Genomic DNA, 22851 nt, shown 5'->3' with positions numbered 1-22851 from the left:
GATTCAATGAAAGCTGCAAAGGATCTGGAGAATAAGCTCGCTGTTGAAATTACCGGGCTAACGAAACTGGTCATGCTGACAGCCAAAAGCGGCATACGGTACTATCCGGCAGTTCGGGACCATTTGGAAATGCACATGTTTGTACTTGCTAATCAAATGATTTCAGGAGATATCACCGCTGACTATTGGCAGGCATGGCTTGAACAGTTTGGCAAAGGGTCCAAGATGGCAGATAGCAGCCAAAACCCCGGATTGGTGACCTACATGAACAGTGAAGCATGGAACCGTCTGAGGTCCAAAGATGATCGTATAATTGTGGGTCGTTCCCGTGGTAAGTATCGAGCATTAGACGGAACTATGAGGGAATCTGGCGGTGGGTATGCTGGAGTAGACTTGGAGGAGCTTGCGGAGCGCGGTGATATTGATCCTTCATTTAGGGCCACACCACCAACCTACTTCCTGCGTATTGCAATTCAGTCTAACCGGAAACGTATTTTGGATGGCATTAGCCGTGTAATAACTGAGTTTCCATATCACAGATACTTCAAGGAGGTTAAGGAGTGAGTTTGCAACTTATTGATGCCGTTCAGAGTGCCTTGAAGACAGATACAGAGCTTATGTCCATGCTGAAGCTCACTTCTTCATCATCTCCTGACGAAGTTGTAAAACGATTCACCAAAGGCATGGAGCCTGAAATAACGGTTAGCAAGGATACAATTCCTCATATCTGCCAATACGTCATGCCGGGACGATATGCAGTTAATCCGTTAGTCTTTGAGGGCAAGTTCTGTATCGACTTTTACGGGAAGACAGCACGTGAAGCGAAATTACTGTTTGAACGTTCATTCAAGATTTTGCACGACAGACGACTGACAGCTCAGGGCTTTGCTTCATATCTGTGTGTTCTGACCTATGACACAGACTTTGCTACTGGAATACAAGGTGCGAAAGGCTACAAAGCAATTTTTGATGTGGATTATCTCAGGATGAATTGAGGTGAGAATAATGGCTGAGGAAGCAGTTCAGCAACAAACGCAAGCTCCAGTTAATATTGAAAAACCACTATCGGAGCTAGAAAAACTGATTGCGGAGAAGATCAACCTTGCTAAAAAGCTGGGTATCATGGGTAACCTGGAACCAATTCAGGCTTACGGCGAAACTGAGGAGTACCGGCGGATTCACGAAATTGATAAGCGTTTATGGGAACTGGTCAAATAATCCTGATCAGTTCTTTTTTGTTCACTTTTGAGGAGGATGAAATATGCAACCTTTAGTATTTGATGGAGTAGGGATTGTTCAAGTGTACGAGACGGGAGGAAAACTCAAGTTTCTTGATGAAAGAATCTCCAAAGTAACATTGCAACTCCAATTTGATTGGGACAAGGTGATGGGCGGTGACAGCGGATACGCTTTCCACTACACAGCCAAAGATTTAGGAGACAAAGCTTCTATGGAGGTACCGCGCTACTCGGACATCCTAGCAGAGCTATCTCAAGGTGCTGAATCGGAGAAAGGGACAGTGTTTTTCGATGAAACGGAACAAGGTTTCCTGAATACAACTGATGGTTACAAAATCAAGGCTCCGACGAAATTTGGTGGAACCTTAGTAGCTGCAAGCGACAGGGTTTATTTAAAAGATAGTGCGAGTGAACTCACTGAGCTGACTCGCGTTGCTTCAACTCCTACAGCAGAACAATACGTTATCACTGCTGATGGCACAATCAAATCCGATGTCGCGAATGAGGGCAAATTGATTGTCGTTACATTTAAATGGTCGAAAGAAAATGCAACACGAAGCAGTTTGAGTGGAAAACGCCGTCCAAAACCATTTAAACTGGTTCACCGTTTTTCTCTGGTAGATGATCGGGATGGTAAGGAGGTACCGTGCCAGCTTACCATTTGGAAAGCACTTGGCGGTGGTACATTGGACGTGTCTCAAGAACGTAAAAAACCTACCAGTAACACGTTGTCGCTGGAAATCATGGAGCCGGACATCACGCCAGAAAATCCTAACGGGTACGCTGTAGAAATCATTTTCGGTATCTAACCAACAATTAAACCCAACCCTCTGCCGAATCAGGTTGGGGGTTACATACATTGAGGAGGAAATACAAATGACAGACAAACAATTGGATAAGACGCTTAATGTCGGAACTGAAATTCGATTAGCAGAGGGCATCAAAAAGCACGTGAAGATCGGGACCATTGCATTGATCCGTCAGGTTCGTGAAGAGATGAACGGTGTAGCACACAAGTTTTCGTTTTCTATCGGTCGCAAGAAATGGGAAGCTACCGAGGAACGGGAGGCTGTTGACTGGCCTAAAGTGGAGGAAACATACAAAAAGGCGTTTAATCTCGTGCTAGTTGAGGAAATAACGGAAAAAGAGTACGAACAGATTGACCAGGACGGTATTGCAGAACTGGATGATTTGTTAGACCGATTTCTATTCTGAGTCGTTTCCTCCAGATGAAGAGTCAGATGAGGAAGATGAACAGGAGGAGTCTAATCCTGCCGAGAATGATCATGAGACGGACTGGTTAGAACTTTGGGCTTTATGCGTGAGTAATGGTATTTCTGATTCAGAGTGGCCTAATATGACCATTCCAAAGATTAGAGCGCTCATGAAAGCCAAGAACAGAAACCGGGAATTTGAAATCATTCTTCACGGTGGCAATGTGGAAAACAAAAAGCCGAAGAAGGTCAAGACGTTATCTGATCTTGGTTTCTTCGCCAAGTAAATTAAGAGGCATCCGCAATCATGCAGGATGCCTCTTTTTCTGTATTTAGGTCAGGAAACTTTTCCTGAACCATTTGTGAGGTGAGTTAAGTGGCAGACTTAAATAAGGACGTAGTAGGCGCACGAATAAACCTGGATACCAGCAAGATATTACCTGCATTCAAGGTTATCGACAATGGAGCAAGAGCCAACGCCGAATCCTTCAAAGTATTGAATACTGAATTGGGAGTCAGCGAAAAGAATTTCAAATCCTTAGCCAGTAACGCAGACAAGTTTGCTCTTTCAGCAGAGGATAGACGAAAGAAAATATTAGCTGAATCCGAAGCTCTGGTTAAGCAGCGTACTGCACAGGCTGAATTAAATACGGCCCGGAAGAATCAATTAGATCAGGCCAATAAGGTAACCGATGAGAAGCTTAGAGCACAGCAGGCCATTGTAAAAAAGCGTGAGGATGCAATTGAACAGCAGGAACGAGAGCATCTAAAACGGATGGAAGCCCTTCAAAATAAGGCGACATCAACCGGGCAGAGAGCTGCTAAAGTTTCAGGGGCAGGAACGGATGATAAGACGCGTGAACGTGTTCTTATGCAAGAACAGGCTATCCGCATAAAGCTGCAACAAATGGCGGATAAGGAAGCGCAGCAGGCGAGGAAAAACGCACAGGATTATGAAAAGTTCTGGCTAAGTGCTCTGCGCGCTAGAGAGCAGAAAGAAGCACAGGTTCGCGAAAAGGTGCTTCAAGAAGAACAGAAAATCCGTCGTTCACTGAGCCAAACCGAAGCGCAAATGAAGCAGACTTTTAATACAACTCCTAATTGGATGAGTCGTGTAGGAGATATGGCTACACATGCCCTGGTATTTAATACAGCATACGCAGCTATGCATAAAGCGCAGGAGGCACTTAAAGAGGGATTAGTTGGTATTGAGTCCAACATGGCGGGTTATATCCAAACCAATGAGCACTATTTTTTGGAGTACAACGAAGGCACCAAAGAAATGGTGATGAACACCGAAAAGCTTCATGACCAGACGACCAAATTTATTCGAACGGCGCATGACCTTGGTTCGGAAATTATGGACGTTACCGAATCAGCACGTCTTTGGGGCCGGATGTATAAGGACGCAGGCGTAGTTCAGGAAATGGTGCGTAAGTCTACGATGCTCTCGACTGTCGATTTGGTTTCTCTTGAAGGCGCGACTAAATCAATGGAGTCCACATTTGCTCAATATGGCGTGCAGATTAAAGACAGCAACGACGCCATGGTGCTTGGTGGTCGCGTGCTGGATTCCTGGTCCAAGGTTGCCCATGACACGATGGCACCAGCGAGAGACTTGGGAGCCGCCTTCGAACGGACAGGTAAGATAGCGGCAGAAACAGGCGTTTCATTTGATTTTATGAACGGCTTGATTTCAGCAGGTGTTCGTAACACGGCTCTCAGCGGGGAAAACTTAGGGAACATGTGGAAGACAGTCCTAGGTACAATTCGGACAGACAAGGCTGTTGGAGAAATTGAGCGTTTAGGCGTTGCAACCAAGGAAGTCGTTAACGGACAGGAACAGTGGAGACGAGCAGAAGATATCTTGCTGGACCTATCGACGAAAGTCATTGATAAGAATTATGACCTCACAAAGTCTTATGCCGATATCTCACGCGGTGTATACCAATACGCAAAACTCGCAGCTTCCTTAAATGCTGGAGACATTCTATTGGGTACAGCAGCATCCATCGGATCTACAGGGTCCACAATGGAGTATCTTAAAGTCCAGATGGACACGATTCAACGTAAAGCAGCTCAAACCAAGGCATCTTTACTTGAGATATTCAACAATGCTGGTGACGATGGTTTGAGAAGAACAATCAAGGATGTATTGGATGCTATTGACCAATTGCTGATCGGGCTTACAAAAGTGCCTCCTGGTGTATTTGAGGGAACCGCGGCTATAGGTGGACTACTACTTGCTTATAAAGCTCTGAGCGGCCCAATCATGAATGTAATTGCTGCTGTGAAAGTGTTAACCACAGCGAAGGCAGCGGAAACCGCCGCTATTGGCGCTAATACGGTAGCTAATAACGTTAATATCGTTTCCTCACAAGGAGCAACTCTTTCAACAGTTCAAAGAGTCGCGGCAACCGAGGGAGCTACAGTAGCGCAAGGAACGTTAACGGTGGCAACCGAGGGAGCTACAGTTGCCACGAAATCATTGTCTGTTGCTCAAGCGACAGCGACTGTGACCACAGCAGCAGCAACGGCGGGATTGAGCTTACTTGTTGGTGCAATTGCTCTAGTTGCAATGAATAGCGGTAAAGAAGAAAAGGCTGCTCGTGATAGAGTTCAGAGTTTAAAAGATGAGGACTCGGCGTCACAGCAAATGGTTAGTCAGTATCAAAGACAGATTGAACTTTTACCTAAACTTGCAAATGCGCATCGTTCTCTTGAACAGTCGCTAAAGCTCAGTACTGGATCGGCAGAAAAGGAAACCCAAGTAAAGAAACAGCTTGAAGAAGTTTCCAAGGCTTTAGTCATCACTTTAGGAAAAGAAGGGGCAAAACAGCTTGAATCTGCGGGTTATACAGATGAAGCCGTACAAATACAAGTAAATGCTTTAACCGACCTCATTGATAAGCAGAATGAAGCGCGAAAAAATGTACTGAAAGATCAGCAATCACAATTATTGGACCAACAAAAACAGAAGATAAATGAGATTACAGAAGCTACTAAAGAACTGGAACGAGTAAAAAAGATCATTGCTAATCCCATCGGGGATTTTTTAGGGACAGGTGAATTCAAGGAAGACGCTGCAAAATTAGAAGAAAAAATCAAATCGTTAGAGCAAGAAAACAATAAGCTTACATTGTCTATAACGGAAGTGGGCGTTTCTCTAGGTCAAGCGGCTGTGGAAACTGACCAATTTGCTGGTAAAGCAGGTACAGCAGCCGAAAGTGTTAAAGCTCAAGAAGAAGCTCTTGCTGATTTAAGAGAGCAAATTCAAGGGAACGGTACTGCTGTTTCAGAAATGAATAATATACTAAACGATCTTACAAAAGGGCAATCCATGAATGCCGCAGCCGCGGCAGATCTAATTATAAAATATCCTCAACTGGCAGCAGAAATATATAAGACAAGTGATGGATGGAAATTTGAAAAAGACGCTGTGGAAGTTCTACGAAAAGCAAAAATCCAGAAAGCAATCGACGATTTGAAATCCGAGAAAGCTTCGGCATTCAACACAAAAGTATCCACCGATGAACGATTAAAAGCTTATAGCATTGAAGCAGAAGCTATTAAAAATTTAGCTCAACTAAAAGCCGCTCTCAATGGTGTAATGGCCCAGAGTTCGTTGGAGGTTGCGAAAAGACAAACTGAACTTAATAGCATGACTGGTATTAGATCAGTTTTAAACGCTCCTTTCAAGAATCAACTTGATGTCGATAAGAAAAAACTGGATAACAAAAAAAAACTTGATGAAATATACACTGAATATGAAAATCAAGCAAAATCCTTTGACACTCGGATTAACGCTTTATCGAAGCTCTACAAAGATCCTAAATTCGGAGTTAGTGATTCATCAAGCAAAGATAAAAAAGGGGGAAAAGGAAAGAGTGATGCAGAAAAATCGGCTGAAAAAGCAGCCAAGGAAGCTGCTGAGGCTCGTAAGGATTCTTACAGCGATGATATGGATAATTTCAAATATATCGCTGAACGAAATGAATGGTCTATAGACCAACAGGTAGCAGGGTACAAACGATTGGCTCAGCGACATAAGCAGTACCTATTGGAAGATAAGGATGCAATGAAGCAATGGAGCCGAGATGTTCAGAAACTGAACGATTCCAGGTATCAGGAAGATGTTGAGAACCTAGAGCGAAGAAGCGAACGCATGCGACAGGCCAATAAACAGGAAATTGAAATGGTTAAAACCAGCCTGGATTTTTACAAGAAGGAACAATCTAAATCTTACTTGCTACCAGCAAATAGGCGTGAAATCCAAAAGCAAATTTATGATCTGACCGTGAAGTATAACGAGCTTCGATACCAAAACTCAGAGAAATGGATTGATAAAGAGACTTCCAAAATGGAAATGGCAGGCCAAAGCCAGATTGCTATCCTCAAAATGGAATATGACGCTTATATGCGTATGAGTAAGGCAAAGGATCGTACCGCCGAACAGAGTTTTGAGTTGCAGCAGAAGATTTATGAGAAACGTAAAGCTCTGGAAGATGAGTTCCTGTCCGACTTCCAAAAACGAATCAATTACCAAAAGAGTATGGAAGCTGTATCTGTTTCCGATCAGCTCAATTTATGGACAAAAATGCAGGCTCTTTATAAAGAAGGATCAGAACAGCGGATGGAAATTGATGTACAGGTCCATGATTTGAAGAAGCAACTTTTGGAGGATCAGAAGAAGGCTGCTTCTGAAGCTGCCAAGAAGGAAAAGGAAGCACTTGAAAAGACTCGGGATGATGAAGTAAAGCGGATTGAGGCGGAACGGGATGCTTTTATCGAGGCTCAGGACGCTAAAATTAAGGCCATAGATGACTTGCTTGCCAAAATGCAGACAGCTAACGAAGACGAGGATTATGAACGTGCAATGGCGGAGAAACAAGCGCGCCTTGCCCTGCTACAGTCTGCTGTGGGTCCCGAAGGTATTGCTGAACGGAAACAGACTGAAAAAGATATTGAAGATATGCAGCGGGAACATAACCGGACGCTTGCTAAGCGTGGATTGGAGGATCAGAAGAAGAAGCTCCAAGACGAGAAGACTGAACGGGAAAAGGACTACAATGACCAGATTGAAGCAGCCAAACAACATTATGATCAGCTAGCCGAGAAATATGATGAGTATTCAGATGGAGTTGAATCCAAAGCAGAAGATTTGAAAAATACCCAAATCTCAAAAGAAACCGAGAAGAACGCGGAGATTTTGCGTCAGTTGGATCAGTTTATTGCTGACTATCAGATGAAGATGGCTGAAATCAATGCCACCTCATTGTCTGCATCCTTGGATACAGGTTCCTCAATATCAGAAAAGGACAGCGATTTGGCGCGATACAATTCTAATATTGATAAATGGTATTCGGCAGGCGCTGCTGAGAAGGCCAAGCTGCACGAGGAAAATGCCACTCTGCGGAATAAGTATGGTATCAAAAAGGACACAGGCAAGCTTCAAAAATTCCATTCAGGCGGTGTCGTTCAGGGGGATAGGGGCGCAGAAGTTCCGGTCATTGCTCGCGCAGGAGAAATGTACCTGAATGATCAACAGCAGAGCAACTTGTTCAAAATTATCAATTTCAAAATGCCAGCGCTTAATTTCTCCATGCCAGACTTTTCTATGCCAATGGCTTCGGGCGGTTCAAATCCGCAGCAAATCAGCAACCAGTTCGTAATAAAATCAGGCGATACTTATATTGAAGACGAATCCGCAGCAAAGGTGTTCTGGAACGAACGGGACAACTTTGTACGGAGGTTGCAGACGAGGGGAGGTAAGTCTTAATGATTAATGCTACGGCAGATGGAAAGTCCTTTAAATCCATTGGATTAGGGCTTAAAACTCACAATATACCTGTGTTACCGCCAACAAAGGACCATTCTCTTGAAATAGCCGAGAGGGATGGGGAATTAGACTTTGGTAGTACTTACGGAGCGCGGACAATTAACCTTGAATGTGTGGTTATGGCTGATGATACAACCTTTGATTACCATAGGAGAGTCGCCCAAGTGGCGGCTCTTTTTAATGCCAAAAAAGGAGATATCGTATTCACGTTTTCCGACCTGCCGGGAAGGAGATACATTGGTCGGTATGCTGGCACGTTGGATATCGAAAAGATACTTTGGGATGGAGAACTGACTATCCCGATTAAGATGGGTGAGCATCCGTTTCCTGAGTCGGAGGAGAATATAAAAGAGGTCATTATCACACAGTCTCCACAAACAGTGTCAGTTATTTCTACCGGGGATGAACGGGCGAGTCCTGTAATAGTGCTTACCAACATTGGAAACAACGACATACGGAATTTTCGTATTGCTAATGAATATCAAGTAGAATAGGAGGTCTTTATATTGGCAGACATACTTTTAAGTAAAAGCAACTGGTGGAAAACGGCCTGCATCAACGCCGCTTTGCGTGGTATTAATTTTGCGTCACCGCAGACGCTGTACATTGCCTTGTACACCAGTAGTCCAACGGATGCGGATACAGGACAGGAGGTAAGCGGCGGCGGCTATGCGCGGCGAGCGGTGACGTTTTCTGAACCAGTTATCGCGGATCGCAGGGCTGTTACTTCCAGCATGGGTGATGTCTCTTTCCCTATCGCTGGAGCAGATTGGGGCTTGGTAACTCATATTGGTATCCGCACAGCGGCAACCGGGGGCAATCTTGTATATCACGGCGCTGTCAAAACGCCGCGCACGGTTCAAACAAATGACACGCTGCGCTTCTTAGCAGGGCAAATCAAAGTAGACGAAGGGTAGGTGTTAAGCGTGGAAAAAATGTATCCACCAGTTGTTAATTCTCCTAAAACAGAGTTGACCGAATTGATTACGGACAAACAAACGGAAATTACAGTTGCTAATGCGTCTGTACTGCTTCAAGGCGAGGGAATCGCTGTTTTGGGCAATGGGGACGTGGCAGAAACTATCACATACACCTCAGTAGAGGAAAACGTGTTAAAAGGCTGTGTGCGAGGATTTGAGGGTGTAGCCCGTGCGTGGCCTGTTGGTACAAGGGTTGCACGTAATTTTACAGCATCGGATTTTAAGGTGGCGCAGGATAACATTCTGGAGATCGACAGGAAGGTTACTACTTTAAATACCACTGTAACTGAAAAGACTCAAGACGCCTCTTTAACCCAAAAAGGCATCACTCAGCTATCCAAGGCTGTTGATGGAACACGGGACAATGTAGCGGCTGTTGAGAGTGTGGTAAAAGTCGTCTATGATCTGGCTAGCAGTAGAGAAACGGTATCGGGGGCGCAGGCTAAAGCAAATACGGCGGAGACGAATGCCAAGAATTACGTCGATGCAAAAGCTTGGCAGAAATTTAAGCTTACTGGAGACACGGGTGCAACTATACCAAAATATCTGGTAAGCATGAACACTTTAACGGATACAGGTTTTTACAGTGGTACAGGATTTACAGATTCCCCAGATGGGACAACAGGGACTTTCACTGTTATTGTATTGCGCGGTGGATCTGATCGGGATGTTGTGATTCAGATAGCAATTAAGTTTGATTCTACGAACGGAATATCCACTTTTATGCGAACACGGCGAGATGCAACTTGGTATCCATGGTCGCGAGATTTAACAGATGCTTCAGTTTCAATTTTATCAGGCGTGGGGAGTCCCGAGGGTAGCATAACTGCTCCTACTGGATATTTGTACAGAAACCTAAACGGTGGAGCGAATACCACGCTCTATGTTAAACAGACTGGTACGGGGAATACGGGGTGGAGAGGCATATGATAAAAGAATGCGTGATGCTAAATGGAGAAGTGATTAATATTGGCCCTTGGGATTACCGAGTACAACCGATAATGACTGGATTGGACGAACAAGGGAAACCAATTTATGAGGAACAACCGACTAATCCGCTACCCGAAGGCGCAGTAATCGAAGAGCGTGAGATCGAAACAGCAGAAGATGGTGGCTTGGTCGTAAAGGGCTCCGTACAGCCGACCAGTGCGGAGCTGCTTGGTCAGGAGCTTGCACAGTTGAAGCTTCAAACCATGCAGCAGAATCAGTTACTAACCAGTATGGGCGCGGAGTTGGCAACAACTAAACTGGAACTTATAAACCTGAAAGGAGCTGAAAGTAAATGACATTTTGGAGCCTTGCTTTTAAGTGGCGTTGGGTAACAGCGGAGCAGCTTAAAGGTGCAGTCAAAACGGAAGGTAATCAGTTTGGAGAGATCAGTCCAGAAGAATACAAGACCATAACAGGCTTGGACTTTGCATAAGGAAAATTTTCCTTAGCAAGTTAGGAGGACGCTATGTTTAATGGTGCATTTAATAGCCTTGGTTTTAATACAGGAGATGTAGAGGGGAACATTATTGACCTTTCTGCATCTCTTTCTGGTTCCGGGCAAATGTATTCGCGGAAGCTGGAGACGGATGGATCTGAGGGCGACAATGCCTTCAATCTTATGTCATTTAATGTGGATGAACCCGGTACAGTAACGGAATACATTTTGGACTTTAATTTGGACATGACAGCAGCAGCTAATCTGTCCGGTGAAGGTCAGGCGCAGGCTGATTTTGTACGTGAGTATGCCTTGGAAGCTGTACCGATGTCGGGCGAGGGACGTATGTCAGATGCTGTTTATATCCGCGAAATCTTGGTGCAGTCTGTACCTATGTCCGGGGAAGGAAGGATATCGACAGAACTGTCGAAATTCCATACCGACTACATTGAATTCACGGATGTGTTCAGGCCGGGAGAGGTAATTGTCATTGACTCAGGTAAGTTCAAGATCACTCGCAATGGGCAAAACGTTTCTCACTTGTATAATGGTGATTTCTTTGACTTAAATCTCGGCAATAACAATCTTACTTGGACAGACCCAGAGACAGGCCGGACGGTTGTGTTCCGTATTACACACCGGGATAAATTCTTATATTAAGTGAGGTGACTTATGGCTACTCCAACTATGCAAGTGTTTGATAAAAACATGCGGCGCGTTGGGACGCTAGTAAATAGCTACGACATTCAGCGGCGGCGCAGGATTAACAGCGATTACGAATTAACATTTATGGTACCGATGACCAGTGAGGATTATCGTGAGAAAATAGCAATCAAGGGCCACGTTCGAGATGAGCGTGGTCAATTTTATGTCATTCAGTCTCGTAGCCGATCACGTGAGGGAAGGAAGCTAACGGCGAATATCTATTGTAACCATGTCATGTTTAAATTAAATGATTTCAAATTCTCTTATGCGTCTTATATCACAGAAGCCTATGGTATCCATATTAGCCAGCTTACTGACCTGATTACAACGGCTACAGGTGGAAGATTCAAGTTTGTTATACACGACACATTCGACCTTCATGACGTTAAGGACTTCGGACGCGGCACTTGTCTTGAAGCGCTTAACAAGATCATTCAAATGTATGAGTGCGAGGTCGAACCAGACAACTTCACTATCAACCTGAGAAAAAAGATTGGAACCGACAGCGTATTACAGTACCGGCTTAAAAAGAATATCGTATCCAGTAGCTTTAAAGACAAGGGTGAGTCTCTGGTCACACGAATGTTCGCTCAGATGAAGGATGGACGCACATTTATTGGAATGGATGCGTCCAGACTGACCGACGAGGAGCGGAGTTTGCTTTCCGGCGTACCAGGAACGATTGTAAATGGAAAGCTGGCGGTGAACTATTTGATATCTCCTTATGCTCAGTATTGGGCCAGCGAGTCAGTTCCTTTTTATGATGGGGAAATCATTGAACAGGACATAGAGGAACCAGAGGACTTGCTAAAGGCTACACGCAAGGCGCTTGCTGAACAGGAAAACGTGACACTGGAGGTAACTGTATCGACGGCGGACCTGTTCAAAATAGACAATACTGAACCTAAACCAGCTTTGGGCGACAATGTAATGTGCATTGACCCGGCTATGGATATGAACAAACTCAAAGCTCGGATCACAGAGCTTACAGAGTATCCCTATAGCCGTGACAAACACAGTGAGCCTACGATATCCAATGTCAATTTACGGGACTATGCGGATATTATCAGTGACTTAGAGAGAAGTAAGAACATTGTTAACAACTCGTTTAGTAACGGAAAGATCCGAACAGAAGTTTTTGAAGCCTATGCCAAACAAGCTGTCATTGATATCAATAATAGTAAAACGGAATTGATTTATCCACCAGAAGGCGGAATCTTGGCTCAAGAAAAGACAAATCCATTGGAACAAGTACGTCTGACCTCAAAAGGGATAGGCATATCAACAGATGGATGGAAAACGATCCGTGCTGCTATAACCGCTCGTGGAGTATTGGCAGAACAGATTATTGGACAACTTGGTAGTTTCGTTTCTTTGGTTATTGGTAGCGGTAATAACGTAACCAAAATCAATACCGACGGAATTAGTGCCGGAAACGACGACTATACTATTGCACCGTTCAAGGTAGATATGCAGGGCAATGTAGTAGCAAGATCAATCAAGCTTACAGGCCAGATCGAAAACTCAGAAATGAATGCTTCAGATATTAGAGCCAGTACAGTTAATGCAAGTACAATACGTGGTAGTAAACTGATCGGTAATGAAATAGAAGGCGGTATTATTACAGGGGCTTTGTTTCGTACAGCCAGGGAAGGCAGACGCATAGAGATAAACTCCAATGGCTTGACTGCTTATAACTCAAGGGGTGGGGAGTCTATTTCTTTGGGGCAGTATAATGATGGTGGCGGGCTGCTGTTTATGGATAATGGAAGTCCAAGAGGAAGTATTTTCGGAGACTCGAACGGATTTCATGTAGGCAATATGGGCGGGGTATATATTAAGTCTACTGATGATATGGTTTATTTTCAGAATGAGATTAATTTTACTGACGCTACTGTAAGCGGGCTTAAGCTTGGAGTTGAAAATATTGAAAATCTCGGGGATACAATTAGAGAATTGAGGAACGATGCTGCTTCATTGAGGGGTGATATGTACGATGATGTGATTGTGAACGCTACATTTGATCCATCATCAAGAAATTTGAAACTGTTTAGTCGAACAAGGACAGTTGCAACTGTTAAAATTCCTGCTGGTACTAGTTCGACAACATAATGTTTACTGCACCTCCTACCAATGGTAATATTAGGACATATATACTATGTAGGAGGCACGGTTCATGAAGAAATGGTCTTATTTACTTAGTGGTGTATTAATCGGCGCGGTTGTTGCTACGGCTAGCAGCGCATTTGCTGATCAAATCAAATCTTTAGTCGGAGAAAAGGTAGCTGGGGAATATTCAGTCAAGGTAAATGGAAATTCTCTTTCCGAAAATGCCATTGTGGTAGACGGAAAGGCACATGTTCCTTTACGAGCTGTAACCGACTCATTAGGGGCGAATCTAAAATTGGACGGAAAAACAATTCAAATAAGTACAGATTCATCTACTGATACAAAAACAACTTCTTTGTCAGAAACTGATGGAGTGATAAAAACAGAAGGACAGTATGCGGGTTGGAGCATAGTGAAGTTGGAACAGAGGAAATCTGATTTAGAAAAATATATTTCAGAGTCTGAAAACAGTAAAGAAAAGCTAAATCATGAACTTGAGATTGCTGATAAATTGTCGAAAACATCAGTAAGTTCTTCAACATTAGCCATTAGAGAATCGAATGTGGCCAAAACAAAGAAGGAATTAGACAGCATTGAGAGCGCTATTGCTAAATATAAGACTGAACTAGAAGAAATAAATAAAGCTATAGCTTCCCTTAAATAAAATCCGTAGTTATCCAGCAACAAACAAATTATATACTGTATACACAAAAGCCCTCTTAAACGGAGGGCTTTTACTATTATGAGAGAGGGTGACGACGTATGAGAATCCTTGCCTCTTGGTGGAATAAACTTTGGCTTCGCTATCATAATGAATCAAGACATTATCATCTCATGAAAAGAGATATTCATTTGGACAGAATAAGAAAGAATGATTTTTAGAGGGAAAGCCGCTCTCGCCTTAGAATTAAGTAATTCAGGAGGCGATCACATGGAAGTTGATGCTAAACAAAAGGTATTGATTGCAATATACACAGAATATCAAAAGGATATACCTGAAATGGCGAATATCACTTTTAGTAGTTTGGGGTTGGAAAACGATGTATTTAAGGTTGCAGTTGAAAAGCTTGTCAATGAAGGCTTTATAACTGATGCCACTATTACACATGGAGGAAATGGTACTATTCCTTTAATGGTTAACGTTAAATACTGCAAAATGACCAGATTCGGCATAGATTACATAGAGAGCAAGGCTCAATTAGACCAAACGCTTTCTGGAGAACAAAAAGTAAAGGGTCTGCTGGAGAAAACAGGGAAATGGGGATGGGACCAGTTTAAAGATTTCGGGGCTAGAGTAGTGTCGGAAATGCTCAAATAATACGATCACATCGTATGAGATCTGTAGTATTACCACATTATAATCAAAATACAATAAAGACATAAAAAAACCTCTTAGGTTTGGAGAGGTTTTTTTATGTCTTTTATAAAGGTAGACGATATTATGGAAGCAAAACCCGCTGTAGAATAATATAGCCTCTCAGTCTTAGTGAAATAACTATTAGAATGCCTCCAATAATTGAAACAACGGAAGCCATAGACGAGAAAATAAAATCCTGGACTGCCGATGTTCTATTGAACTATCGTTTCCCAATAGTTCAATAGAACATCGTGGTGATCGAGTCAGTTGTTTGGTAAGTTGGCGTAACTTCAATCATCCCAGCTCAAAATCTAACCTTGTTCAACTAACGCATCCGTTTAAAATTCGTGCTTCATCCAATCCGATTATTTTCTGCTGGCATATACTCTTTATATATTTCAAAGTACACCCGGAAAGGAGCCAAAGCATATGGCAAATACCACTAGTCTTATATGGAATAATATTTCCGATCCAGCTGAAATTGTAACGATTTTACTAAGCAATGATGATCTCAGCACTGCCGGTGTTGTCGAAATTGAAGTGTTTCTTACGATTCAGGGTGTTTCAACACCCGTAGCCCATCAGCTTTTTTCAGTGCCTCCATTGATTACTTCTATTCGAACTTTCAATCTTTCTAGTGCTGCCGCATATGAAGTTCAATATAATGTCACGGGCACGACCAGCTTAACAGTAAATATATTCCCAACAGATGTAAATGGCAGTATAATTGGAGCCCAGCGAGTACTGGGCAGCGAGAGCCAGGAAATATCTCAATTAACGCCTGTTCCATAAAATAATGGTTTGGAGGGGACACAGATGCCAAGGACGTCGGGACCCATTCAGAATAATGGGTTGGCAACAACACTCATTTTGGCAATCCGAAATAGCAGTACGGTGCAAATACCTATGGTTCAATTAGAAGTTTTCATAATCACTGGCAACGGGCTGCCGAAAACACCTATTGCTCATGAACTATTTTCAGTGCCTCCGCTTTCTAATATTATTAAGACTTATAGTATTGCCGGAGCCTTGGGTTATGAATTACAAGCAGATACAACCTCAGGCAGCGATTTTACGGCTAACATCTTCACGATGGATGAAAATGGCAATCTAATTGACGCTCAAAGGGTCCTCGGCTCGGAAACGGTACCAACTGCGGCGTTTACTCCAGTTCCCTAATGAATAACAACGCGAGTTGGAGTCGGTGCAATGCTGTGTGCACTGAATAAAATAAGCAATAATATGACAGCCGGTAGTTGCTATTCTGAAGACCTGCCCGTTAGAATTCCTGTAAAACGAATAATTTGCTCTTTCCTTAAAAATCCGCAGCGTTATAGCAATCGAACCAATTTAAGATACAAGTATGAAAGCCTCTGATAACTCAGGGGCTTATTTTGCGTACAAAGAAAGGTGAGATCAGTAATGGATATACTTACAATTCACGGAGTGCGAGGATTTATTGACGGTAACGGTACGGCACAATTGAGTTTAGAGGATGTGGCGCGTGGCCTAGGATTTACTACCGTAGCCACAAGTGGCAACGAAGTTGTTCGCTGGTCAAGGGTACAGGGATATCTGAATGAAATTGGATTTTCCCAACAAGTTGAGAAAGATGGTTTTATACCTGAGAATGTTTTCTATCGTCTTGCAATGAAAGCGAGAAATGAAGCTGCTGAAGTATTTCAGGCTAAGGTGGCAGATGAGATCCTACCTTCCATTAGAAAGACCGGAGGATACGTAGCGAACGAAAATGCATTCATCGAAACATATCTCCCTTTTGCGGATGATCAAACCAGAGCCATGTTCAAACAGACTTTAGCGGTCGTGCGACAACAGAACGAAGTAATCAAGTCTCAGCGTGAAGAAATTGAATATAAAGAGACGGTTATCGTCGGGCTGGTTGATGATATCGACCTTGCCGCCAAACGACAAATTTTGAACAGGGTTGTCCGTAGAGGTGGAAAAAGGTATCAAGAGCGCTGGCGTGAGCTATACAAACAATTCGAGATGAAATATCACATCAATTTGTCTGCTCGGTTGGATCGTTATAACGAGAGTAATAAGCCGAAGCTTAAGAACAAAATTGACTATATCGACAAAGTGATGGAGAAGGTTCCAGAGCTTTATGAAATTGCGGCAAAGCTCTATGAGAATGATGTGAAAGAGCTTGCTCAGGAACTGTATGATTTGAACGTAAGGTAACATACACGTAACCTACAAGAAAGGGAAGATGAATTGTGTCAGACAAAATGATTGAATCTAAACCAAAGGAAATTGTGCGCCTGTTTGAAATCATCAATCAGTTCGGATCGACCTGTAGTTTGGAGTTTCAAGTCGAGGGACAAGCCGATCCGCTGATGGGGATGGTTGATGAAAAAATTGTTCCTGAGCTTTATGAAGGAGATGGGAATGGAGCCGCAATAGTTCTGGAGTTGGGGTCCACTACTTTTTCCTTTGAAATTGAAAAACATAAATTTTCGAAAAATATAACCGAGTCTCAATTCATTATGTGTATTGTAGGTAAAGGATATGCTGTCTGGTTCAATAGCGGCGTTATCCCGGCAGAAGGCGTTTTAATGGCAAATCAATAACGATAAGACACTTTTTAAAAAGGTGTCTTTTTTGCGTCTTGAGGAGGTGATGAAACCCGTGGCAAAAATAAAATCTACATTGGATATACAACTAGATCTAACCAGACCGATTGAGGAATTGACGGAGGTTATTTCTGCTGTCATTGCTTCGCAGCCAGCACGCCGGAAAGAAATACTTATAGGTTTGGATATAGCAGTAGGAAGTGCTTTAGCAGAAATACAGGCCCAAGAAGAAAAAGATCAGAAAACAGATGATGATAGCTCAGGAAAAGTTTCCTGAACAGAGAGACGGGGGAACACGATGGATATTACAGTTATTTTTTCGTTAATTGCTGCGATTAGTGGGATTATTTTAGGTTGGGCCGGGCGCAGCAGGTCAATGCGGCAAGACATCATTCAAGAGGCGGGAGCGGAAGCTTTGCAGCGTGCGGATGTTGATTACATCAAGCGCGGCGTGGACGACATTCGGCTCGAACAGCGGGTGCAGGGCCAAAGGATTGATGCCTTATCCGAACGGGTTACGCGGGTTGAAGAATCAGCGAAACAGGCTCATAAACGACTTGATCGAAAAGAAGAAACGGGAGGAATTTAACAATGGATTGGAATACAGTATGGTCGTTAATCGACCCTAAATTGTTAATCGTTGTAGCTGTTTGTTGGGTTATTGGTATAGGGATCAAGCAAACGCCTAAAGTGCCGGACTGGAGCATTGTATATATCGTCACGGGTGTTGCTGTGATTCTAACGGTCTGGATAGTTGGCTGGGGTCCACAGGCTGTTATCCAGGGCGTGCTGGCGGGGGCATTTGCTGTTTATGGCAACCAACTGGTAAAGCAAACAAAGAAGGGGGCTGACAAGTAATGCGGAAAATATCGAAAGCGGGCCTTGATTTAATCAAGCATTTTGAAGGCTGCCGACTGTACGCCTACAAGCCTGTACCTACTGAGCAATTCTGGACTATCGGATGGGGGCACTATGGTCCAGATGTTGAGCCTAAATCCGTCATCACTCAAGCTCAGGCTGATGCAATGCTAGTTAAGGATATGGCTGAATATGAGTTCTATGTAAACAACCCTGCCTATGTGCCAATAACAGACAGCCTCAATCAAAATCAATTCGATGCACTGGTGAGCTTTTGCTATAACTGCGGAGCTGGAAACTTGAAGTCCTTATGCAAAGGTCGTACAGCTTCCCAGATCGCTCAGAGCATCATGAAATACGATAAGGCTGGGGGTAAGGTGCTGGCAGGCCTGACACGGCGTAGGAATGCAGAGTGGGGCTTGTTCAACAAGCCTGTCGCAGATACTAAGGAGGATGAGACAATGGACAAGGCAAAGGTGCTTGTAAACGGAAAGCCTATTGCAGATGGCTTGCTGATTGGTGGAAAAACATATGTACCGCTACGAGCATTAGGAGAGGCATTAGGAGCTACTGTTGGTTGGGATGGCAAGACTAATACGGCTACAGTAAGCAAGTAAAATAAAAAGTAGGCCCTAGGCATAATGAAGTGAACCCTGTCAAGTAGACAGCTATCAAAAAGCAATAATTAAGCAGCCTGAGTCCTGTATTCATAAGGAGTCAGGTTGTTTAGTTTCTCTTGAAAGCGTTCATGGTTGTAGAAATGGATATACTTTTGAACAGCATGCTCCACCTGTTGAGCTGAATGGAAGGCGTGGAGATAGAAACACTCGGTTTTAAAATGACTGAAGAAGTTTTCTATACATGCATTGTCCCAGCAGTTCCCTTTTCGGGACATGCTGGCCTGTATTCCGTATCGCTTGAGCAGGTTGGTATATTGGCGAGAGGTATATTGAAATCCTTGGTCGCTATGCAGTAGAACACCTCGCGCATCCTGTCGCTTCCTTGCCTTTTTCACTGTATCCAACACCAGGCTCAAATCGTTTCTGCGGCTGATCTGGTAGGCAACAATTTCGTTGTTAAAAAGATCCTGAATCGCGGAAAGGTAGAGCCTCTGTCCATTGAATATGAGGTAAGTGATGTCTGTTACCCACTTTTGATTCAACTGGTCGGCCTTAAATTCCCGGTTTAGATGATTGCCAGAAATGACATAGGCTTCTTTCTTGCCGTAGTAAGGTCTCTTCCTACGAATGATCGCCTTGATTCCTAGTTCACCCATAAGTCTCCGTACACGCTTATGATTTATATGTATGCCATAGATTCGATTCAACCAAACCTTCACCCTGCGGTAGCCGTATATTCCTTTCAATTTCTCGTAACAAGCCATGATTTTTAGCTTCATGGTTTCATCTTCCCGCTGTTTTTGTGAAACGAACATCTTTCGCTTTATCCATTTATAAAAGCCGCTTTTGGATACTCCGGCCAGTTCACATAGTAGTACGATGCTATGTCCCTTACTAAGCAATTCTTGGATCACCGCAAACTTTTTACTCTTGGGTACAGCCTCCATTCCTCCTTTCACATCTGCAAGAGCTTTTTTAGCATTTCATTTTCTGCTTCAAGGCGTTTCAGCTTGACCTCCGGATCTTCGGGGCGTGTTCGAGGTCTGCCGATGCCAGGCCCTTTTGCTTTGCCTCGTTTTTCCTCTAGACCTTTCATTCCCTCGGCTTTGAAGTGTCTCACCCATCGGCGAACCAGCGAAGCGTCAATCTCCATTTCTCGTGCCACGTTTTTATATCCGATTCCCTTGTTGAGGTACAGATCCACTGTCTTTTTCTTGAAGCTCACATCGTAAGTTTTTCTTATTACTCCCATAGAAAAATCCCCTCCATAATAGACAGATTAGTCGGCTTGCTCTTTTCTGTCTACTATGAGGGGATCATATCATAATCGCTTGGGGCCTGCTTTTTATTACACAAAGTATAATCTGTAAATAGTTACCGCTAGACCGAGAATAGTCAGACCTGATGTGATATAGAATTTTTTGTTTGTTACTAGCTCTTGGAGCTTACTATTTATTGTTGAAACATCTTTATTTACCTCAGCGATCTGAACAGTCATTTCGGCAAGTGGTTTTTTGATATCGTCCAGACTTTTTTTGATTTCGCTGAGAGTAGCATTTACTGTCTCAAAACTTAATTTAACTGTATTTTCAAGAACGGCAACGTCTGTTTTAATATCCCCAACAGTTTTTTCAATAGATGATGTTTTTTGTTTTAACTCAACAATTGATTCTTGCATATTTCCGTCCTCCTTTGTAGAGGAAATTTGATTGCTTGATAAAATCTCTTTTATAGCCATTTTTATTGCTTCACTATCCTGGGCTAGATCCCCTACATCCATTTTAACACGTTTGATCGTGTCGTCGATATATAGTTGGTATTGTTGCATAGTTATAGCAATAGCTTGAACCTCACTAAAGGGAAGGCCGTATATTTTATTTGCATTTCCCATTTTATTCACCGTCAGATTGACTTATATAATTATCGTAGAGTATCTGCAAGGACTCGATAATGTTTGGCAAATTTTCTGGAGCTATTGACAACGCGGCATGAATATAATTTATTGCATCTCCATCCTCAAGGGTCATATCAGAAGTGGAGCCATCCACGATAGTAAATTCCTGAAGTATAGGTGATACTTCTTCAAGAAGGTGAATTACGAACATGTTTCTACTATATGATGTTAGAACACCTGTAGTATGAAATCTTTTTAAATCTTTATCCTTAACAAACTTCACCTTAAATTCCTTACCCATCAACAGCACTCCCATATGTAAGATAATAGTCCCATTGTAAATCAAAAGTCTCTATTTGGCTATATCTTCCACTATAATATAGTAAATTTTGAATGGCGTTTAACAACCGCGATTGTAAAAGTATTTACAGAATCACCCATACCAATTATACTGATAACAACACATACGGAAGCACCGTTGTGCAATCCGAAAGCATCGGTGACACCCTACTAGCTAAGCTGGTGGGGTGTTTTTGTGATTTGCCGTGTAGCCCTGTCAATTTCTTTAAGGACACATACTATATACCGTAACTTAAAAAAGGAGGAGTTCATGTGAGTGAATGTGGACATGAGCATAAGGCAAAACATTTTTGTCCTTTCACATCGACGGGTGCAATTTTGGTGCTCTTTATCCTGTTGGTCATAATTACTAAAGCGTGTTGGATTTAATTTTGTGAAAAGAATTGTTGGATAATACTACTTCACTTGACTTGACTCATTTTTTTAAGAATGGTAAAAAGTAGAGCCCAACAAGCGTATTTGGGAATAGCCTATACGCTTGTTGGGTTTTGTCGACAGGGGAATATTATATTGAAGGATTTCTCATATCATTCATCGAATGAATGACTGAGGTGATCAGCATGAACCATACATTTAAAGTGTTAAAGTCGGATATGGAACTATTTGCAGCTGCATTAAGCCAGGTAAGAGTATATGTTGTACAGCCGTTGGGAGAGGATTTGATAGACATTGTGGATTACGGTGGAGTAGTGGAGAAGATTACACCAGAGTCGATTAAGATTAACGGATCTTATTTCTTCCGTAATCAGTTTGAATTTAGAGTAGATGTGAAAAAGGACTCCGCTGGTATGTAACCAGTATGGAGTCTTTTTATTAGAACTAATAAATTGCAGATGTTTTTATATAATATTTTAACAATCAGAGATCAGAAAATTCGACATATATATATATAATATTACAGTATTAGGTATATTGAACCGTTGTAAAATGAGTAATTATTCTTATTTAATTGTAGCATATTTTGATTATAATGAGCGTATATCCATAATATTGAATTTTGTGGGTGTGAAAATAAAGAATAAGAATAGGAGATAACACGTGAAAAAGAAATTAAAAAGTTTATCTTTGTTAGGTGTAATAACTTTATTGTCATTAGGTTCTAGTTCAGTTTATGCAGAAAGTGTTACTGAAGCAACGTATGAGAAAGCGATCGACCCTTCAGGAATAGTAATTTTTGCGGAGGCTAAATATCCCGGGCCAGGGACTTATTATGAGCCCTATCAGACAACGAGAGAAAAATCTACAGACTTTTCTATGGAAGTATCTAATACTGGAGGGGGAACAACTTCGGTAACGAGAACGGTAAGTATACGCAAGTTTGCAAATGTCACCATTGGTGGTGAGACTGAGCTAAAGATTATGGCCCAAAAAGTTAAAGCATCTCTTGATGTAAATGCAGGAGTTGATTCTACTAAATCAGTTAGTATTACATGGTCTATTCCAGCGAAAAGTGTTTATACTATTAAAGCTGGGAGTGTAGTGGTAAAAACAAGTGGCTATATCGAAAGAGCTAATAGTTCTGGTGTGGTAGTTAGCAGCACTTATAACTCTGGAAATTGGACTACTTCCGAGTTTTCCGATAGTATATTTGTAAGAAAATTGTAATAATTTTATAGGAAACCAATATCCAAACTGGTTTCCTTTTTTTATACTTCAA

Annotated in this window: 30 protein-coding genes; 26 read left to right on the top strand and 4 right to left on the bottom strand. The window is 42.5% G+C overall.

All coding sequences use genetic code 11. The features are described from left to right. The first annotated feature begins 6 nt into the window (after positions 1 to 6). From KAI36_RS17020 to KAI36_RS27380, 24 genes are all read left to right on the top strand, one after another. Entirely contained in the window at positions 7 to 564 is a 558-nt protein-coding gene (locus tag KAI36_RS17020; RefSeq protein WP_258382188.1) for a hypothetical protein, read from the top strand. Further along, the gene (locus KAI36_RS17015; protein ID WP_220025505.1) at positions 561 to 995 is read left to right on the top strand and encodes a hypothetical protein; all 435 of its coding nucleotides are present in this window, start codon (positions 561 to 563) and stop codon (positions 993 to 995) included. Before KAI36_RS17020 ends, KAI36_RS17015 begins: the two co-directional genes overlap by 4 nt. Before the next feature lie 10 nt (positions 996 to 1005). After that, entirely contained in the window at positions 1006 to 1218 is a 213-nt protein-coding gene (locus KAI36_RS17010; RefSeq protein WP_220025504.1) for a hypothetical protein, read from the top strand. Positions 1219 to 1261: 43 nt separating this feature from the next. Next, the gene (locus tag KAI36_RS17005; RefSeq protein ID WP_071558614.1) at positions 1262 to 2047 is read left to right on the top strand and encodes a hypothetical protein; all 786 of its coding nucleotides are present in this window, start codon (positions 1262 to 1264) and stop codon (positions 2045 to 2047) included. 67 nt (positions 2048 to 2114) lie between these two features. Continuing rightward, positions 2115 to 2453 (top strand): hypothetical protein, encoded by a 339-nt coding sequence (locus KAI36_RS17000; protein WP_220025503.1) that lies wholly within the window; start codon positions 2115 to 2117, stop codon positions 2451 to 2453. Positions 2454 to 2559: 106 nt separating this feature from the next. Beyond that, the gene (locus KAI36_RS16995; protein ID WP_014599919.1) at positions 2560 to 2739 is read left to right on the top strand and encodes a hypothetical protein; all 180 of its coding nucleotides are present in this window, start codon (positions 2560 to 2562) and stop codon (positions 2737 to 2739) included. A gap of 89 nt (positions 2740 to 2828) precedes the next feature. Continuing rightward, positions 2829 to 8231 (top strand): phage tail tape measure protein, encoded by a 5403-nt coding sequence (locus tag KAI36_RS16990; RefSeq protein ID WP_220025502.1) that lies wholly within the window; start codon positions 2829 to 2831, stop codon positions 8229 to 8231. After that, positions 8231 to 8785, top strand: coding sequence for a phage tail domain-containing protein (locus KAI36_RS16985; RefSeq protein ID WP_220025501.1), 555 nt, complete (start codon positions 8231 to 8233; stop codon positions 8783 to 8785). Before KAI36_RS16990 ends, KAI36_RS16985 begins: the two co-directional genes overlap by 1 nt. 12 nt (positions 8786 to 8797) lie before the next feature. After that, positions 8798 to 9208, top strand: a complete 411-nt coding sequence (locus KAI36_RS16980; RefSeq protein ID WP_220025500.1) for a phage tail fiber protein — start codon at positions 8798 to 8800, stop codon at positions 9206 to 9208. An 18-nt stretch (positions 9209 to 9226) separates the two neighbouring features. Continuing rightward, complete coding sequence (locus KAI36_RS27385; RefSeq protein ID WP_258382187.1) at positions 9227 to 10201, top strand: pyocin knob domain-containing protein; 975 nt, start codon at positions 9227 to 9229, stop codon at positions 10199 to 10201. After that, positions 10198 to 10557 carry an XkdW family protein gene (locus KAI36_RS16970; protein ID WP_220025499.1) on the top strand — a complete coding sequence of 120 codons (360 nt, stop codon included), beginning with the start codon at positions 10198 to 10200 and terminating at the stop codon, positions 10555 to 10557. The genes KAI36_RS27385 and KAI36_RS16970 overlap by 4 nt, the downstream gene beginning before the upstream one ends. Then, positions 10554 to 10694 carry an XkdX family protein gene (locus tag KAI36_RS16965; RefSeq protein WP_220025498.1) on the top strand — a complete coding sequence of 47 codons (141 nt, stop codon included), beginning with the start codon at positions 10554 to 10556 and terminating at the stop codon, positions 10692 to 10694. The genes KAI36_RS16970 and KAI36_RS16965 overlap by 4 nt, the downstream gene beginning before the upstream one ends. Positions 10695 to 10727: 33 nt before the next feature. Further along, the gene (locus KAI36_RS16960; protein WP_220025497.1) at positions 10728 to 11357 is read left to right on the top strand and encodes a phage distal tail protein; all 630 of its coding nucleotides are present in this window, start codon (positions 10728 to 10730) and stop codon (positions 11355 to 11357) included. A 12-nt stretch (positions 11358 to 11369) separates the two neighbouring features. Then, positions 11370 to 13514, top strand: a complete 2145-nt coding sequence (locus tag KAI36_RS16955) for a phage tail protein (RefSeq protein WP_220025496.1) — start codon at positions 11370 to 11372, stop codon at positions 13512 to 13514. Positions 13515 to 13578: 64 nt separating this feature from the next. Further along, on the top strand, positions 13579 to 14175 hold the full coding sequence (locus tag KAI36_RS16950; RefSeq protein ID WP_220025495.1) for a stalk domain-containing protein: 597 nt from the start codon (positions 13579 to 13581) through the stop codon (positions 14173 to 14175). A gap of 267 nt (positions 14176 to 14442) precedes the next feature. Further along, positions 14443 to 14829, top strand: coding sequence for a YjcQ family protein (locus tag KAI36_RS16945; RefSeq protein WP_220025494.1), 387 nt, complete (start codon positions 14443 to 14445; stop codon positions 14827 to 14829). A 468-nt stretch (positions 14830 to 15297) separates the two neighbouring features. Further along, positions 15298 to 15660, top strand: coding sequence for a hypothetical protein (locus tag KAI36_RS16940; protein WP_137062651.1), 363 nt, complete (start codon positions 15298 to 15300; stop codon positions 15658 to 15660). 24 nt (positions 15661 to 15684) lie between these two features. Continuing rightward, entirely contained in the window at positions 15685 to 16047 is a 363-nt protein-coding gene (locus KAI36_RS16935; RefSeq protein WP_220025493.1) for a hypothetical protein, read from the top strand. Between the two features lie 243 nt (positions 16048 to 16290). After that, on the top strand, positions 16291 to 17070 hold the full coding sequence (locus KAI36_RS16930; protein ID WP_220025492.1) for a BRO family protein: 780 nt from the start codon (positions 16291 to 16293) through the stop codon (positions 17068 to 17070). 35 nt (positions 17071 to 17105) lie between these two features. Continuing rightward, on the top strand, positions 17106 to 17459 hold the full coding sequence (locus KAI36_RS16925) for a hypothetical protein (protein ID WP_220025491.1): 354 nt from the start codon (positions 17106 to 17108) through the stop codon (positions 17457 to 17459). 58 nt (positions 17460 to 17517) lie between these two features. Next, positions 17518 to 17739 (top strand): hypothetical protein, encoded by a 222-nt coding sequence (locus KAI36_RS16920; RefSeq protein ID WP_220025490.1) that lies wholly within the window; start codon positions 17518 to 17520, stop codon positions 17737 to 17739. Positions 17740 to 17760: 21 nt separating this feature from the next. After that, positions 17761 to 18051, top strand: coding sequence for a hypothetical protein (locus KAI36_RS16915; protein WP_044649346.1), 291 nt, complete (start codon positions 17761 to 17763; stop codon positions 18049 to 18051). 2 nt (positions 18052 to 18053) lie between these two features. Then, positions 18054 to 18320, top strand: coding sequence for a phage holin family protein (locus KAI36_RS16910; protein WP_220025489.1), 267 nt, complete (start codon positions 18054 to 18056; stop codon positions 18318 to 18320). Beyond that, entirely contained in the window at positions 18320 to 18937 is a 618-nt protein-coding gene (locus KAI36_RS27380; RefSeq protein ID WP_258382186.1) for a glycoside hydrolase family protein, read from the top strand. The genes KAI36_RS16910 and KAI36_RS27380 overlap by 1 nt, the downstream gene beginning before the upstream one ends. Before the next feature lie 68 nt (positions 18938 to 19005). On the opposite strand, the gene KAI36_RS16900 is transcribed toward KAI36_RS27380, so the two are convergent. From KAI36_RS16900 to KAI36_RS16885, 4 genes are all read right to left on the bottom strand, one after another. After that, a complete protein-coding gene (locus KAI36_RS16900; protein ID WP_220025381.1) occupies positions 19006 to 19899 on the bottom strand; it encodes an IS3 family transposase in 894 nt (297 codons plus the stop codon). Continuing rightward, complete coding sequence (locus tag KAI36_RS16895; protein ID WP_220025382.1) at positions 19896 to 20192, bottom strand: transposase; 297 nt, start codon at positions 20190 to 20192, stop codon at positions 19896 to 19898. Before KAI36_RS16895 ends, KAI36_RS16900 begins: the two co-directional genes overlap by 4 nt. 96 nt (positions 20193 to 20288) lie before the next feature. Further along, positions 20289 to 20840, bottom strand: coding sequence for a hypothetical protein (locus KAI36_RS16890; RefSeq protein WP_220025488.1), 552 nt, complete (start codon positions 20838 to 20840; stop codon positions 20289 to 20291). Further along, the gene (locus KAI36_RS16885) at positions 20833 to 21135 is read right to left on the bottom strand and encodes a hypothetical protein (protein WP_220025487.1); all 303 of its coding nucleotides are present in this window, start codon (positions 21133 to 21135) and stop codon (positions 20833 to 20835) included. The genes KAI36_RS16890 and KAI36_RS16885 overlap by 8 nt, the downstream gene beginning before the upstream one ends. 619 nt (positions 21136 to 21754) lie before the next feature. Here KAI36_RS16885 and KAI36_RS16880 point away from each other — a divergent pair. Both KAI36_RS16880 and KAI36_RS16875 read left to right on the top strand, forming a co-directional pair. Next, positions 21755 to 21988 carry a hypothetical protein gene (locus KAI36_RS16880; protein WP_220025486.1) on the top strand — a complete coding sequence of 78 codons (234 nt, stop codon included), beginning with the start codon at positions 21755 to 21757 and terminating at the stop codon, positions 21986 to 21988. Between the two features lie 244 nt (positions 21989 to 22232). Next, the gene (locus KAI36_RS16875) at positions 22233 to 22799 is read left to right on the top strand and encodes a hypothetical protein (protein WP_076295976.1); all 567 of its coding nucleotides are present in this window, start codon (positions 22233 to 22235) and stop codon (positions 22797 to 22799) included. The last annotated feature ends 52 nt before the right edge of the window (positions 22800 to 22851 follow it).

The sequence above is a fragment of the Paenibacillus sp. S02 genome (assembly GCF_019454065.1).
Taxonomy (GTDB): domain Bacteria; phylum Bacillota; class Bacilli; order Paenibacillales; family Paenibacillaceae; genus Paenibacillus; species Paenibacillus polymyxa_B.
Note: the sequence above shows the minus strand (reverse complement) of the source record. Positions and strands in the feature narration are given on the sequence as shown.

What these genes read in the sequence shown, in the direction of transcription:
- KAI36_RS17020 (WP_258382188.1), top strand. Translation starts at nt 7, where the DNA reads ATGAAAGCTGCAAAGGATCTGGAGAATAAGCTCGCTGTTGAAATTACC.
- KAI36_RS17010 (WP_220025504.1), top strand. Translation starts at nt 1,006, where the DNA reads ATGGCTGAGGAAGCAGTTCAGCAACAAACGCAAGCTCCAGTTAATATT.
- KAI36_RS17005 (WP_071558614.1), top strand. Translation starts at nt 1,262, where the DNA reads ATGCAACCTTTAGTATTTGATGGAGTAGGGATTGTTCAAGTGTACGAG.
- KAI36_RS17000 (WP_220025503.1), top strand. Translation starts at nt 2,115, where the DNA reads ATGACAGACAAACAATTGGATAAGACGCTTAATGTCGGAACTGAAATT.
- KAI36_RS16985 (WP_220025501.1), top strand. Translation starts at nt 8,231, where the DNA reads ATGATTAATGCTACGGCAGATGGAAAGTCCTTTAAATCCATTGGATTA.
- KAI36_RS27385 (WP_258382187.1), top strand. Translation starts at nt 9,227, where the DNA reads ATGTATCCACCAGTTGTTAATTCTCCTAAAACAGAGTTGACCGAATTG.
- KAI36_RS16970 (WP_220025499.1), top strand. Translation starts at nt 10,198, where the DNA reads ATGATAAAAGAATGCGTGATGCTAAATGGAGAAGTGATTAATATTGGC.
- KAI36_RS16965 (WP_220025498.1), top strand. Translation starts at nt 10,554, where the DNA reads ATGACATTTTGGAGCCTTGCTTTTAAGTGGCGTTGGGTAACAGCGGAG.
- KAI36_RS16960 (WP_220025497.1), top strand. Translation starts at nt 10,728, where the DNA reads ATGTTTAATGGTGCATTTAATAGCCTTGGTTTTAATACAGGAGATGTA.
- KAI36_RS16955 (WP_220025496.1), top strand. Translation starts at nt 11,370, where the DNA reads ATGGCTACTCCAACTATGCAAGTGTTTGATAAAAACATGCGGCGCGTT.
- KAI36_RS16950 (WP_220025495.1), top strand. Translation starts at nt 13,579, where the DNA reads ATGAAGAAATGGTCTTATTTACTTAGTGGTGTATTAATCGGCGCGGTT.
- KAI36_RS16945 (WP_220025494.1), top strand. Translation starts at nt 14,443, where the DNA reads ATGGAAGTTGATGCTAAACAAAAGGTATTGATTGCAATATACACAGAA.
- KAI36_RS16940 (WP_137062651.1), top strand. Translation starts at nt 15,298, where the DNA reads ATGGCAAATACCACTAGTCTTATATGGAATAATATTTCCGATCCAGCT.
- KAI36_RS16935 (WP_220025493.1), top strand. Translation starts at nt 15,685, where the DNA reads ATGCCAAGGACGTCGGGACCCATTCAGAATAATGGGTTGGCAACAACA.
- KAI36_RS16930 (WP_220025492.1), top strand. Translation starts at nt 16,291, where the DNA reads ATGGATATACTTACAATTCACGGAGTGCGAGGATTTATTGACGGTAAC.
- KAI36_RS16915 (WP_044649346.1), top strand. Translation starts at nt 17,761, where the DNA reads ATGGATATTACAGTTATTTTTTCGTTAATTGCTGCGATTAGTGGGATT.
- KAI36_RS16910 (WP_220025489.1), top strand. Translation starts at nt 18,054, where the DNA reads ATGGATTGGAATACAGTATGGTCGTTAATCGACCCTAAATTGTTAATC.
- KAI36_RS27380 (WP_258382186.1), top strand. Translation starts at nt 18,320, where the DNA reads ATGCGGAAAATATCGAAAGCGGGCCTTGATTTAATCAAGCATTTTGAA.
- KAI36_RS16895 (WP_220025382.1), bottom strand. Translation starts at nt 20,192, where the DNA reads ATGGGAGTAATAAGAAAAACTTACGATGTGAGCTTCAAGAAAAAGACA.
- KAI36_RS16885 (WP_220025487.1), bottom strand. Translation starts at nt 21,135, where the DNA reads ATGGGTAAGGAATTTAAGGTGAAGTTTGTTAAGGATAAAGATTTAAAA.
- KAI36_RS16880 (WP_220025486.1), top strand. Translation starts at nt 21,755, where the DNA reads ATGAACCATACATTTAAAGTGTTAAAGTCGGATATGGAACTATTTGCA.